General features: G+C 45.5%; 10 protein-coding genes and 1 other RNA gene. 5 read left to right on the top strand and 6 right to left on the bottom strand.

Annotation, left to right across the window (positions count from 1 at the left end; genetic code table 11):
* Window positions 1–110: 110 nt before the first annotated feature.
* From JGK39_RS29740 to JGK39_RS29715, 6 genes are all read right to left on the bottom strand, one after another.
* Complete coding sequence (locus tag JGK39_RS29740; protein ID WP_293259978.1) at window positions 111–266, bottom strand: hypothetical protein; 156 nt, start codon at window positions 264–266, stop codon at window positions 111–113.
* A gap of 50 nt (window positions 267–316) precedes the next feature.
* Window positions 317–679, bottom strand: coding sequence for a hypothetical protein (locus JGK39_RS29735; protein ID WP_293298487.1), 363 nt, complete (start codon window positions 677–679; stop codon window positions 317–319).
* Complete coding sequence (locus JGK39_RS29730) at window positions 648–830, bottom strand: hypothetical protein (protein ID WP_293259972.1); 183 nt, start codon at window positions 828–830, stop codon at window positions 648–650. Before JGK39_RS29730 ends, JGK39_RS29735 begins: the two co-directional genes overlap by 32 nt.
* Window positions 831–906: 76 nt before the next feature.
* The gene (locus tag JGK39_RS29725) at window positions 907–1,326 is read right to left on the bottom strand and encodes an MAPEG family protein (RefSeq protein WP_293259970.1); all 420 of its coding nucleotides are present in this window, start codon (window positions 1,324–1,326) and stop codon (window positions 907–909) included.
* Window positions 1,327–1,420: 94 nt separating this feature from the next.
* A complete protein-coding gene (locus tag JGK39_RS29720; protein WP_293259968.1) occupies window positions 1,421–2,080 on the bottom strand; it encodes an SGNH/GDSL hydrolase family protein in 660 nt (219 codons plus the stop codon).
* A 227-nt stretch (window positions 2,081–2,307) separates the two neighbouring features.
* Window positions 2,308–4,056 (bottom strand): ABC transporter ATP-binding protein, encoded by a 1,749-nt coding sequence (locus JGK39_RS29715; RefSeq protein WP_293259966.1) that lies wholly within the window; start codon window positions 4,054–4,056, stop codon window positions 2,308–2,310.
* 437 nt (window positions 4,057–4,493) lie between these two features.
* On the opposite strand from JGK39_RS29715, the gene groL reads away from it, so the two are divergent.
* The 5 genes from groL to rnc all read left to right on the top strand — a co-directional run bounded on the left by groL (window position 4,494) and on the right by rnc (window position 13,710).
* Window positions 4,494–6,203 carry a chaperonin GroEL gene (gene groL / locus JGK39_RS29710; protein ID WP_293259963.1) on the top strand — a complete coding sequence of 570 codons (1,710 nt, stop codon included), beginning with the start codon at window positions 4,494–4,496 and terminating at the stop codon, window positions 6,201–6,203.
* 453 nt (window positions 6,204–6,656) lie between these two features.
* The gene (locus JGK39_RS29705) at window positions 6,657–10,892 is read left to right on the top strand and encodes a PAS domain-containing protein (protein WP_293259960.1); all 4,236 of its coding nucleotides are present in this window, start codon (window positions 6,657–6,659) and stop codon (window positions 10,890–10,892) included.
* 255 nt (window positions 10,893–11,147) lie between these two features.
* Window positions 11,148–12,317: a magnesium/cobalt transporter CorA gene (gene corA, locus JGK39_RS29700; protein ID WP_293259957.1), complete on the top strand. Its 1,170-nt coding sequence runs from the start codon at window positions 11,148–11,150 to the stop codon at window positions 12,315–12,317.
* A 112-nt stretch (window positions 12,318–12,429) separates the two neighbouring features.
* Window positions 12,430–12,865, top strand: an RNA gene (gene rnpB / locus JGK39_RS29695) — RNase P RNA component class A.
* A 131-nt stretch (window positions 12,866–12,996) separates the two neighbouring features.
* Window positions 12,997–13,710, top strand: coding sequence for a ribonuclease III (rnc, locus tag JGK39_RS29690; protein ID WP_293259954.1), 714 nt, complete (start codon window positions 12,997–12,999; stop codon window positions 13,708–13,710).
* The last annotated feature ends 65 nt before the right edge of the window (window positions 13,711–13,775 follow it).

Genomic DNA, 13,775 nt, shown 5'->3' with positions numbered 1-13,775 from the left:
GGCTAACACTGCATAATTTCAGCCCAAAAGCGTTTGGCTTCCAAGTTTTCACAACTGATAAAAAAATCCGACCCACATCTGCGGAATGTGGGTTATAAACAGGCCATCCCTCAAACACTCTTCCAAATATCCTTAATTCTAGCCTGCTGTTCCCATTCAAGCTCATGAAAAACTAGCATCATTTCCTCATGAGTGTAGTCAATAATGATAGCAGCCAATTGCGCCACAGTTTCCGATTCCAGCATTGCTAGTCTCAATTTGGTCATTGATTCTTTATCCATCAATTCTAAATCTTTAATTTTCCCTCACTTCGCTTTTAATTTTCCCTGCAAACCTCTTTCAGTTTTGCCTGAAAACTAGAAACATCAGCAGCACTGATTGTATCAGAATGCGGCGAGTTTATTTGAAAATCTTCGCGACAAAGCCGAGAGAGCAATCTTTCATCAATCTCCAGAATCTTGCCTTCGGAAGTGGCAGTTTTTCCCAACAAAGCTGCGATTTCTCTTTCCAGTTGGCGATTTCCTTGCTGGAAGAAATCTTGAGAGTTAGAACGAAACAAACCGCTATTGATTTGCTGAATTTGGCTTGGTGTAACCGATTGAGCCGAGACAGCAGCCGGAAATACAAAAGATGCTGCTAGCCACAAGCTAGGAATTATTTGCTTGAGAATGCTGTTCATGACTGTTGGGAGGACTTTTTACCTCTATTGGTTTCTCGTCTTCTGACTCGCTGGCTAATTCATCTTCTAGTGCGAGTTTTTCTTGCCACTCGGTAAGCTGTTGAAAAAGTTGCTGGTTAATTTGAAATACGGGTTTGTTGGTTTCTGACATATTTTTTACTACTGAAACTATGCGAATAAGTAGATTTACTTAAAAAGGTGCGCGGGGCGCACCCTACTAATATAAATTATAGCTGTGAAACTTTTACCAGGGACATGATGATGCCAATCAATGAACCGCCAAGCAAAGTTAAAGTGGCTAAGGTACTAATGCCAAATCCTGCCGCTCGTTTTTCGGCGGCTTGATAGTAACCCCAAGCAAACAAAATGCGTCCAATTATCCAAACTGCACCGATACCGGCGCCCCAAATTGGGCTGACAAAGTGCGAAAACAGCCACAGCGAGGGCAAAAATAGAATCATTTGCTCTAAGGTATTTTGCTGAACTCGCACTACTCGTTCAAAGTCCGGGTTTCCTGTCATCTGCGGGGGAGAAACTTTGTATTTGAATCTGGCTCTGCCAACGTTGATGGTAACAACGAAGTATAGAATTAATGCTGAAACAGTTATTAGACTAGGCCAGAGTTTGGCGTTTGCTTCTGCGAGCATGATTGGGGATTATTGGGGTGGACTAGATATATTCATTATACTATTTTTCTTGACGACGATTGTAGACTGCGTGGAATCGCAGACGAGGAATTTGTTAACTTAGGTGCGCTGACAGACAAGCTTCAAGAGCACCAGCAATTTTCCGAAATCCTTCTCGGTTGGGATGAACGCCATCGGGGAGATCGTCTAGGCTGAGGATATTATATAAATCAACAAAATCTATGGGCTTCCCTGCTTGTTGTTTTTCCTTGACTAACTCCTCGCTGTTTTGATTGTATAGTTTAACTCGCTGATTTAAGGTGGGTTCAGACATTGGCGGAATTGCAGCGACAAAGAGTTTAACATTGGGTGCAGTTTGAAAAATGCGATCGATTAATTGGTTGAGGCGATAGCTTGCAGTTTCTACTTGATACCATTGTCCGATATTATTGGTGCCGATGAGGAGCAAAATAATATCCGGTTGGAAGGTTTCCAGCCACTCCACAACCCGATCGCAAATTTGTTCGATCACCCAACCGGAATGTCCCTCGTGATGCTGAGAGAGTAGGGTATCGGGGCCATTGCTTAGGGAACCGACAAACTCAATAGCATAGCCTCGATTCTCCATTGCAGGCTGTAAGTCGATGCGATATCCTCCTGGTACGAAGTATCCATCGGTAATTGAGTCGCCTAGGGGCATGATTTTGATGGGACTATTTCCCGGTGAATCATTGTTGCTTGAGAGGCTTGAAGGATTAGATTTTTGATTTTCCACGACAATTTTTGATAAATAACTAAGTCAAGCACGCTTCAGTTTGATCGTTCGGACTTCAGTCCTTTTCCCTTTGTCTGAAGAAGGACTAAAGTCCTCACTACGAACCTGACTTGTCACTACGAACCTGACTTGTATTTCTTAAGGTTTGATCGTTCGGACTTCAGTCCTTTTCCCTTTGGCTGAAGAAGGACTAAAGTCCTCACTACGAACCTGTACGATCGTCTCTGTTAATGCAGCAATTCCTCTAATTTTTGCTGGTTCCACAAATACTGATAAAGCCCTGTTTGTCCTACTAATTCTGCGTGAGTGCCACTCTGAACTATTTCTCCTTTTTCCATGACGAAAATGCGATCGGCACTAGCAGCAGCGGACATCTGATGCGAGATGAAAATTACGGTTTTGCGATCGGTTCCGGTTGCCAAATTATGCAAAATATCGGTCGCAGTTTGATTGTCAACGCTGGAAAGAGCATCGTCCAAAATTAGCACGGGAGCGTCAACTAACAAAGCCCTAGCTAGTGCTGTTCGCTGCCTTTGTCCGCCGGATAAGGTAATGCCGCGCTCGCCGACAACTGTTTTGTACTGCTGCGGAAAGTTGAGAATTTCGGGGTGAATTTGTGCTTGTTTGGCTGCTGCTTCAATCTCGGGTTGTTCTGCCAAGGGATTGCCGTAGCGGATGTTATTCTTGATGCTAGTGCCGAACAAAAAGCTTTCTTGGGGCACGTAGGCGATCGCCCCGCGCAACTCCCTCAACTTCACCTCCGTAATATCCTGACCGTCTACAAACAATTCGCCCGGAGCTATATCCAGCAAGCGCGGCAGGGCATTAGCTAAAGTTGATTTTCCCGAGCCGATCGCCCCGACAATTGCGACGGTTTCGCCCGGTTTTATGGTAAAACTAACATCCTTGAGTGCGGGTGTCTTAGCACTGGGATAGGTATAATTCAAGTTGCGGGCGACTATTTCGCCTTTGACGGGAGTTGGCAATTCAACGGCACCGGGTGCATCCTTAATTTGCGCTTCCACAGTCAAAATTGATTCGATGCGATCGACACTGACTTCTCCGCGCTGGTAAGCAGTAATTGTGAAACCCAACAGCGCCGTGGGAAATACCAAACGCTCGACATAAATCAGCAGCGCCACAAAATCTCCGACGCTAATTATGCCATTAGCAATTGCTCCGCCACCCGCAGAAAGCAGCACCAACAAACTGATGCTTGCCAAACCCCCCAGCAGTGGAAAAATAAAGTTTCGAGTTTGAGCTAATGTCAAATTGGCTGATAGCAACTTGGCGTTACAATCGCGAAAAGCTCGGCGTTCGTTTTCTTCTTGAGCGTAGATTTTAATTACGGACATCCCGCTCATATCCTCTTGAATTAAATCGCTCATCGCCGATAGTTCTTCTTGGACTGCTAGTTGCTGGATGCGAAGTTTGTCGCTAAATAATTGTACCAAAACTAGCATTAATGGATAAACTGCGATCGCCAACAGCGTCAGCCGTACATCAATCCCCAGCATCACCGGCAAAGTCAAAGCATAAGCAAAGGCTGTATTCGCCAAACTCAGCACTGCAAAACCCACCAAGCGGCGAATATTGTCCAAGTCGGAGGTAGCCCGGTTAATTAAATCTCCTACTGTATTAACGGCAAAATAAGACGGTTCTAATGTTAATAAATGATTAAATATTTGCTGCTTGAGGTCAAATTCGACTTGACGCCCCACGCCAAACAGCAGAATCCGCGACGCCATCCGAATTCCCCACATGATTGAGGCGAGTAGCAGAATCAGTATCACGTAGTTGAAAACTTGGTCAAATTTAGTCGCCACTTGGAGTGTGTCAACTGCATTCCGAATCAGTAGGGGAATGTAAACGCCTACAGCATTGACAATTAATAAGGAAAAAACGCCCCAAAATGTTGGTTTCCAGTGCGGGCGCATATAAGAAATGAGTTTTTGCAGTCGAGAATAACGAGCCATTATGTTAAGGAAGAAGGTTCGGCAGCGGATTATGTAACGGATGTAACGGATGGATTTTGAAGGAAGAAGGATTCTTCGACGAGGGTTTTAGTAATTAAGAATCTCCTAATTGTCGGGCGTGGTTGCTGTGGAAGGTTGAAGGCAAAACACAAAGAACACAATATCTATCCGAAGGTGGATGACAGAAGGCGGAAGTTAAGAATTTTTATGCAAAAAAATTCTGCTTTGGGATGACGCGGCATCAAAATTGGGTTTGGATTTGAAGCAAAACTCGATCGCCCGCCATGGCACAAATCCCATTATATCTGCCCAAAACCCCCAAATCCACCTCCATCACCCCCCACCAAGCTGGGGCACGCTACAATCTAAAGTCGATCGGCTTAGCACTCAGAGTCAGAGAGTGCTAAATTTGCTAATGTAAGCGCAAGGAGACAAACATGACCAAAATAGTTGCATTTAGCGACAAATCCCGGCGGGCACTGGAACGCGGCGTCAATCAACTCGCCGATGCAGTCCGCATTACCTTGGGCCCCAAAGGCCGGAATGTCCTACTCGAAAAGAAATTCGGCACTCCCCAAATCGTTAACGACGGTATCACCGTTGCTAGGGAAATTGAACTCGAAGATCCTCTCGAAAATGCTGGCGCTCGCTTAATTCAAGAAGTCGCCTCCAAAACTAAAGATATCGCAGGCGACGGCACCACCACCGCTACGGTGATTGCTCAATCCCTCATTCGCGAAGGTTTGAAGAATGTCGCAGCAGGCGCAAATCCAGTCGCACTGCGCCGCGGGATTGAAAAAACGATCGCCCACTTAGTCCTAGAAATCGCTAAATTAGCGAAACCTGTCGAAGGATCTGCCATTGCTCAGGTCGCTACAGTCTCCGCCGGTAATGACGAAGAAGTCGGCGCTATGATTGCTCAAGCAATGGAAAAAGTCACCAAAGATGGCGTCATTACTGTTGAAGAGTCGAAATCTCTGCTGACAGAATTGGAAGTTGTCGAAGGGATGCAGTACGATCGCGGATATCTTTCCCCGTATTTCGTCACCAACAACGATCGCATGGAAGTTGAGTACGAAAATGCTCGCATCCTGATTACCGACAAAAAAATTAACTCCATTCAAGAACTAATTCCGCTTCTGGAAAAAGTTGCTCGCGCCGGTTCACCGCTGATTATTATCGCCGAAGATATTGAAGGTGAAGCTTTGGCAACTTTGGTGATCAACAAAGCACGCGGCGTGTTGAACATCGCAGCTACCAAATCTCCAGGTTTTGGCGAGCGACGCAAAGCTATGCTACAAGATATCGCCGTTCTGACCGGCGGTCAACTGATTTCTGAAGAAGTCGGACTCAGCATTGATACCGCAACACTAGAAATGCTCGGTACCGCCCGCAAAATTACGATTGACAAAGAAAACACCATCATTGTCGCTGGCGACGAACACAAAGCAGACGTTTTATCACGGATCGAGCAAATCCGCAAGCAGCTAGCAGCGACGGATTCTGACTACGATAAGGAAAAATTGACCGAGCGCATTGCCAAACTTGCTGGCGGTATTGCTGTAATTAAAGTAGGCGCAGCTACCGAAACCGAACTCAAAGATCGCAAACTCCGCATTGAAGACGCCCTCAACGCTACTAAAGCTGCTGTGGAAGAAGGTATCGTCGCTGGAGGCGGCACGACGCTGATTCACCTGATTGCCAAAATTGATGCCATCAGAAGCACTTTAGACGCTGAAGAGCAAATTGGCGCTGACTTGGTTGCAAAAGCTTTGGAAGCACCTTTGCGTCAAATCGCTGATAATGCCGGTGTTGAAGGTTCGATCGCGATCGAGCGAGTGCGGGCTAGCGAGCTGAACATTGGCTACAACGCTCTCACCGACGTTTACGAAGATATGATTGCCGCTGGAATTATCGATCCGGCTAAGGTAGTGCGATCGGCTTTACAAAATGCCGGTTCCATTGCTGGCATGGTTTTGACCACTGAAGCTGTAATTGTCGAAAAACCCGAGAAGAAAAAAGCCGCCGGCGACATGGGCGACATGGGCGGCATGGGCGGCATGGGCGGCATGGGCGGCATGGGCGGCATGGGCGGCATGGGCGGCATGGGCGGCATGGGCGGCATGGGCGGCATGGGCATGATGTAGTCCCAACTTTGTAGGGTGCGCAGTGCGCACCTTCGCCAACTTGGTAAATCGGTGCGCCGAGGCGCACCCTACAAACTCAAAAAGCTGAAACTTGGTAAACCGCGCAATGCGTTAGAAACTCAACTGGTGCGCAATGCGTTACAAACTCAACTGCTGCGCAATGCGCACCCTACAAACTCAACTGCTGCGCCGAGGCGCACCCTACAAACTAGGATTCTCCCCCTCTCCCCCTCTCCCTTTTGTATCCGATGCGTCTTGTTAAAAAAAAGAGCATCTGCTCTAATTAAGTTATATTCCGAAAAATACTATTTCATGAAATTTTTTGTATTATAGGGAACGGGCCGAAAATTGCACCGGGAACCACAGCAGTAAAGTACGCAAAAATATTTGAGTGAGTTAAACTAACTTTAGGAAAAATTTAAAGCTTAACTTGCAAGTGATCAAAAAATACCCATGCAGGAAGTTATCAACTCGTTACAGTCTTTTTTCTCTGACTCTGTTGATGCTTTCCTAGAGTGCGATCGACAGCAAAAGTACCTATACATCAATCCCGTTGCTGCTAGCTGGATGGGATTGGAGCCACCTGAAATACTCAATAAAACTCATCAGGAATTATTGAAGTTATATCCCCATAAACCCGCTCTCAAAAATATAATTTCGCAGATTGATTCCTGTCTGCAACAAGTATTTATCACAGGGGAAAAAAAGCTAGCAATTCATGAGGTGACGGCGGCAGATGGCGGGATTAAAATCTACGAAACTGCTTACACGCCAGTGGTGGATGCCTCTACCAACCAGATGCGGGTTTTGGGCGTTGGCAGAGATATCACCAGGCACTACCGCTGGCAGCAGCAGAAAACTCAACAGTTGCGCCGATCGAACCATTTATTGTGGTTGAATGCGGCTAACAGTCCCCTGGCCATGGTAGGCTGGGATGAGGAATTTCGGATCGTTCAGTGGTCGAAACGCGCTGAAGAAATCTTTGGCTGGACTTCCGATGATATGCTGGGCAAGCAGTTCGGTGATTTGGATTTGGTTTGCGAGGAAGATCGAGAGGCTGTAAGTGCGATCGAACTCGAACTAGCCTCCGGTAACGGCAATACTTCAATCAATCAAAATAAAACTAAAAGCGGACAAGTTATTTGGTGTCGCTGGTTCAACTCGATTATTCGGAGTAACGACACTTTTACCGTGCTTTCTTTGGTGGAAGATATCACGGATCGCAAACGGCTGGAAGCAGAAAAAGCCCAAGCTTCTCGCCTCACAGCAATGGTGGCAGATGTCGGTATTGCCCTTACCAAACACCCTCAAGATATCCTGCTTCCCTGTTGCGAGGCAATGGTACGAAATCTCGATGTCGCCTCTGCTGAAATTTGGACTTTTAACTCTCAATACAATGTTTGCGAGTTGCAAGCAACCTCTGGAATCTACAGCCGCACAGACGATGTGGCTAGATTTATTCAAAATAAGGTTAACTCGATCGCCCTACAGCAAAAACCACAATTTGACTGCGGATTTGAACTGAATCATTTGGGGCTAGAGGAGCAAGAATGCGGGGAAGCCACGGCAGCACACAGTTCGCAATTAGCAATTATCGACAGCAGTCAAAATGCGAGAAATTGGCAAATCCCCAAGCAAATTCTTACCTTCGCCGGCTATCCTTTAATTGTCGAAGAAAGGCTAGTGGGAGTCATGGTAATTGTCAGCCACCAGTCGCTGACAGTACCCTTTGAAGAAACTTTAGGATCCGTTGCTGATGTCATCGCTTTAGGCATCGAACGCAAGCGCGCAGAAGCTGAATTAAAATCAGCTAGAGGGTTCCTAAATTCTGTAGTAGAAAACCTGCCGCTGGGAGTTTTTGCTAAAGATGCTTCTTCGCTAAAATTCGTGCTGTGGAATAAGGCGGGGGAAACGATCGCAGGTGTGACATCTCAAGAGGCGATCGGCAAAAATGACTACGATATTTACCCGAAAGAGCAAGCTGACGTTTTTACCGCTCAAGACAGGGAAATATTGACCAGCCATCACAACCAATCTCTGGTTAAAGAAATAGCCGAAGAGCCGATCCAAACTCGCCACAAAGGTATGAGAATACTGCACACCCGCAAAGTGCCAATTCTCGACGCTCAGGGCGAGCCTCAGTACGTTTTGGGGATTACAGAAGATATCACCGAACGCAGGCAGGTAGACGAAAGCGTGCGCCTCTACGACCAAATTGTTGAGAATATGCAAATTGGTTTGTACGTCTATCACTTGGAAAATATAGAAGATGATAGCACCTTGAGGGCGATCGCCTCGAATCCCGCTGCTACGCGGTTTACCGGGCTAGAAATGGCCGACGTTTTGGGCATGACAATCGACGAGATTTTTCCGCATTTGCGATCGAAAAACATTCCCCAAGCATTTGCTGAAGTAATTCGCAACCAAAAAGCTGTAGAAGTTGAAGATATTGACAGCGACGAATCGGGGAAAATAACTCGTGCTTTTTCTATTAAAGCTTTTCCGTTACCTAACAACTCCGTAGGCGTGGCATTTGAAAATATTACAGATCGCAAGTGCCTGGAAGTAGAACTGCAAGTAGCATTGGCACAAACCGAACGTTCGGAACAACTTCTGCGGACGGTAATCGACAAAACCAGTGACTGGATTTTTGCCAAGAATAAACAATTTCGCTACATTTTGGCCAACAACAGTTTAGCCGAAGCGATCGGTAAAACAGTCGAAGAAATAATTGGCAAATCAGATTTAGAATTAGGATTTTCAGAAGAGCTAGTATTTGGAAATTCCGCACAAAATATCCGAGGATTTCGCACAGATGATTCTGCTGTACTGGCAGGCGAAATCATCCACAATCCCTGCGATGCCGCAACAGTTGCTGATGGTTCAATACATATTTTAGATACCAAAAAAGTCCCTCTGCGCGATGCTGAAGGTAATATATTTGCAGTGCTAGGTTTTACTAACGATATTACAAAACGCCATGAATCGGAAGCAGCTTTGCGTAGGAGTGAAGCCAGATTTAGGTCTTTGGTTGCTAATATTCCCGGGGTGGTTTATCGCTGGCAGTGCGATTTTTCAACAAGTTTTATTAGCGAGGCAATTTACTTAATAGCGGGCTACCAGGCTGGGGATTTTATTTCGCGTTTGGACAGCAAAGGCAGAACTTTTGCTAGCATTATTTACCCAGAAGATTTGGCAAAAGTAGAAGCAACTATTCGGCAAGGAATAGAAAATAAACAGTCTTATAATTTAGAATACCGCTTGCTAGCAGCAGACAGCACGGTTAAATGGGTGTGGGATAAAGGTTCTCCAGTGTTCGACGCCGATGGGAGCGTTTCCTGTTTGGATGGGGTAATTTTGGATATTAGCGATCGCTACTGCGCCCAAGAAGCATTGCGCCAAAAAACTTCTGAGTTGGAATCTGTTTTTCAGGCGTTGCCCGATTTGTATTTCCGCCTCAATGCTGACGGCATTATTTTGGATTACTTGTCAGGAAATTCAGCGGATTTGTACGTGAGCTCCGACTATTTTATTGGCAAACGAATGAGCGATATATTGCCGCCAACTGCCGCTAACCAGTTCGAGCAAGCTCTTCTGGAAGTTGCCGAAAACAGAAATCCAGTTAATCTAGAGTATTCCCTAACCATGCCGTCAGGAGAAGAAACCTATGAAGCGAGATTGCTGCCTTTTAACTCGAATCAGGCGATCGCCATCGCCCGCAATATTACCAAGCGCAAACAAGCAGAATCAGAATTAAAACATAAAAATCGCGAGTTAGAGCAAACATTGAAACAATTAGGCAGGACTCAAGCTCAACTAATTCAAGCTGAAAAAATGTCTAGTTTGGGGCAGTTGGTAGCAGGCATTGCTCACGAAATCAATAATCCTGTCAGTTTTATTTACGGCAATATTACTTATGCTAGCGAGTATGCAAAAAACTTGCTGCAACTGTGCAATTTGTATCAACAATATTACCCGGAACCTGTTGCGGGGCTTTCGGAGTTTGCCGAGCAAATAGAATTGGAATTCATGAAAGAGGATTTCCCGCACCTGCTGAAGTCAATTCAAATTGGAGCAGATAGGATTCGCGAAATTGTTCTGTCTTTGCGTAATTTTTCGCGTCTGGAAGAATCAGATATTAAACGTGTTGATATTCACGAAGGAATTGACAGCGCTCTGTTAATTTTGCAACACAAATTCAAAGAAAATGGCCGAAATCGCCCGATTGAAATAGTTAAAGAATATGGTATACTACCCCCCGTACAGTGCTACGTCGGACAGTTAAATCAAGTGTTTATGAATATTTTAAATAATGCTATTGATGCTTTAGCTGATGTCAGAAATAGAAAATTGGAATTGGCGAGTGCAACGGATGGGGAACGGCAAAATTTTCCGAGTTTACCTTTGGGTGGCGACGCATTGCCTGCGATTCGGATTCGCACGGCGGTTTTGGAGAACAATCGGGTGGCGATCGCAATTTCCGATAACGGCTCAGGAATGGAAGAGTCTGTTAAATCTCGGATATTCGACCCATTTTTTACTACTAAACCCGTGGGTAAAGGTACTGGTTTGGGGCTGTCTATCTCCTATCAAATTGTGGTGGAAAGACACAGGGGCAAGCTGGAATGTATTTCCGCGCCCGGTGGCGGAACTGAATTTGCGATCGAGATTCCAATTAAGCAAAAGTAACACTATTTTAGATTTTAGATTTGGGAATTGGTCCTTGGGAATTGGTCCTTGGTAATTGGTGATTTAATAGAGCCCAGGTCAAGAAACCCGGTTTCTTATAAGATATTTATTGGACGACGATAATTTTCAAAGAAACCGGGTTTCTGAGATCGGGTGGGCAAGTAATAGTTAAGCTTATTCATACCATGCTTAATTTGGGTTTTCACCAAAAAAGTGATAACCTAATTAAAGATACTAAAAGTAAGGAGTATAGACATGGTATACAACAAAAGCATACATACTTCTAGTGCCGTTACCAAACCAATTAAAGATGATGATGATTCCTACGTTGACTATTTTTATGACGCTCCGGGTGCCCTGCCAGGAACTCTCGACTTAGAACCCGATGCGCCGCCTCCAGACATTGTATTAATTGACTATTGCGAGACAGGAGCTACTCGTCCCAAAAACTTGGTAAATCCTCAAGAAGCTGCTGCCTATTTAGATACAGAATCTGTTTCTTGGGTTGATATGCTGGGATTGGGAAACAAGGAAACTTGGCGACAAATGGGCGAAGTGTTTAATTTGCACGTTATGGCTCAGGAAGATGTAGTTAATGTTCCTCAAAGACCGAAAGTTGTAGACTATGAAGAACACCTTTTAATCATTGCTTGGATGGTGATGATCAAGCCTAATTCAGAGAATTTTCATAAAGAACAAGTAAGTTTTATTTTGGGAAAGCATTATCTGCTAACTGTTCAGGAAGAACCGGACTATGATTGTTTTGGCCCCGTGCGCGATCGCATTCGCAAAGGACAAGGAGTTATTCGCAAGCACGGAGCCGATTATCTTGCTTATACTCTGTTAGATTCAATCATAGATGGATTTTTTCCTGTATTAGAACTTTACGGAGAGCGGATTGAAGAGTTAGAGGATGAAGTGGTGGTGCGCCCAACGCGAAAAACTCTTGAAAAAATATATAAAATCCGGCGAGAATTGCTGACCCTGCGCCGCGCCATTTGGCCGCAGCGGGATGCAATTAACGTGCTAATTCGAGATGGTAGCGATTTGATTAGTCCTGAGGTGCGAATTTATCTGCGCGACTGTTACGATCACACGGTACAGGTGATGGATATGGTGGAAACCTATCGAGAGTTGTCTTCGGGTTTAATGGATGTTTACTTGTCTTCGGTTGGCAATAAAATGAATGAAATCATGAAACTGCTCACGGTGATTTCGAGTATTTTTATTCCTCTAACTTTTGTGGCGGGGGTATACGGGATGAATTTTAATACAGAGAAGTCGCCCTTGAATATGCCGGAACTGAACTGGTATTTTGGCTATCCGCTTTGTTGGGGGCTGATGCTAGCGATCGCCTCTACTTTAGTTTACTTCTTTTGGCGGCGCGGCTGGTTTGAGAATTTTTCTACTCTAAAAGATGACTGAGCCCAGGAATCATATGTACATTGAAAACTTGTTCGCTAGCTGCGGTCGAAGAATCTAAAATCTAACATCTAACATCTAAAATCGCTCGATTCCTGTACAATAAATCTGGGGAAAAAGTAGGCGCAGGCGGTTGCGGATTGGCGAAAGCTGGTCTGAGGAAAGTCCGGGCTCCCGAAAAACCAAACTTGCTGGGTAACGCCCAGTGCGAGCGATCGTGAGGATAGTGCCACAGAAAGATACCGCCCCCCATTTTGAGATTGGAGATTGGAGATTGGAGATTGCATCAAAAGTCGATCGTCAAAAATCGCAAAGTATTAGGGGGTAAGGGTGCAAAGGTGCGGTAAGAGCGCACCAGCAGCATCGAGAGGTGCTGGCTCGGTAAACCCCGGTTGGGAGCAAGGTCGGAGGAACTACGGTTGGTTTTTTACCGGTTCCGTTCTTTGGTACCGCTTGAGGCGTCTGGTAACAGGCGTCCCAGATAGATAACTGCCCTCGAAAACTGCTTGCAGTTGAGAGAACAGAACCCGGCTTATGTCCGACTTTTTCCCCTCCAATTTCCCAGACTAAAAGAGGAAGCGAGTAGGAGAGTGGCAGAATTTTTATATATTTTTAGAATAAGGTTAAATACACCAGATACATCTCTAATAGCCAATGCCCAATTCCCAATTCACAATTCGCTATGAATCTGATTTATCCTGGTCGCCAAAAGCAACTTGAAACATTAATTCAAAAGTTGGGACTGTCGAAAGATGCTTCGATAAAATGGCATCTCGTCGATTTAGCTTTGACTCATGCGAGCGCGTCTGCTAAGGCAAATTACGAGCAATTAGAGTTTGTCGGCGATGCTGTGGTGCGGCTGGCGGCTTCGGAATTGTTGTTTGAAATTTATCCTGACTGTACGGTGGGAGAGTTTGCTGCTATTCGATCGATCTTGGTGAGCGATCGCATCCTTGCTAAAATCGCTGACAGTTACGGGTTCGATCGCTATTTAATCGTTTCCAGCAGCGCCGCAGCCGACAAAACAGGCGCAGTGCCCAGGCTGGCAGATTCTTTGGAAGCCTTGCTGGCCGCCCTTTATTTGAGTGCCCAGACGTTAGAATTAATTCGCCCTTGGTTAGACGGTCACTTTCAACGTTTAGCGGCGGAAATTCGCAGCGATCCGGCCCGCCAAAACTACAAAGCTGCCCTCCAGGAGTTGACTCAAGGCAAATATAAAACTTTGCCCAAATATAGCGTGAAAGAAACGGGGACTGTACAGGGCGGCGAGGATCGTTTTACCGCCGAGGTTCACGTTCAGGGAGAGTTGGTAGCAGAGGGAAAAGGTCGATCGATCAAAGCGGCCGAACAAGCAGCGGCTCAGGCAGCTTTCAATAAATTAGTTGATTCTCCGTAATTGAGCAAAAAGAATCTCAGAAATAAGGTTCGTAGTGAGGACTTTAGTCCGCAGAAAAAGAAGGA

This window comes from Microcoleus sp. PH2017_12_PCY_D_A (assembly GCF_020738565.1).
Lineage (GTDB): Bacteria > Cyanobacteriota > Cyanobacteriia > Cyanobacteriales > Microcoleaceae > Microcoleus.
Note: the sequence above shows the minus strand (reverse complement) of the source record. Positions and strands in the feature narration are given on the sequence as shown.

Coding starts and splice junctions, on each gene's coding strand:
- JGK39_RS29740 (WP_293259978.1), bottom strand. CDS start 266: ATGACCAAATTGAGACTAGCAATGCTGGAATCGGAAACTGTGGCGCAA.
- JGK39_RS29735 (WP_293298487.1), bottom strand. CDS start 679: ATGAACAGCATTCTCAAGCAAATAATTCCTAGCTTGTGGCTAGCAGCA.
- JGK39_RS29730 (WP_293259972.1), bottom strand. CDS start 830: ATGTCAGAAACCAACAAACCCGTATTTCAAATTAACCAGCAACTTTTT.
- JGK39_RS29725 (WP_293259970.1), bottom strand. CDS start 1,326: ATGCTCGCAGAAGCAAACGCCAAACTCTGGCCTAGTCTAATAACTGTT.
- JGK39_RS29715 (WP_293259966.1), bottom strand. CDS start 4,056: ATGGCTCGTTATTCTCGACTGCAAAAACTCATTTCTTATATGCGCCCG.
- groL (WP_293259963.1), top strand. CDS start 4,494: ATGACCAAAATAGTTGCATTTAGCGACAAATCCCGGCGGGCACTGGAA.
- JGK39_RS29705 (WP_293259960.1), top strand. CDS start 6,657: ATGCAGGAAGTTATCAACTCGTTACAGTCTTTTTTCTCTGACTCTGTT.
- corA (WP_293259957.1), top strand. CDS start 11,148: ATGGTATACAACAAAAGCATACATACTTCTAGTGCCGTTACCAAACCA.
- rnc (WP_293259954.1), top strand. CDS start 12,997: ATGAATCTGATTTATCCTGGTCGCCAAAAGCAACTTGAAACATTAATT.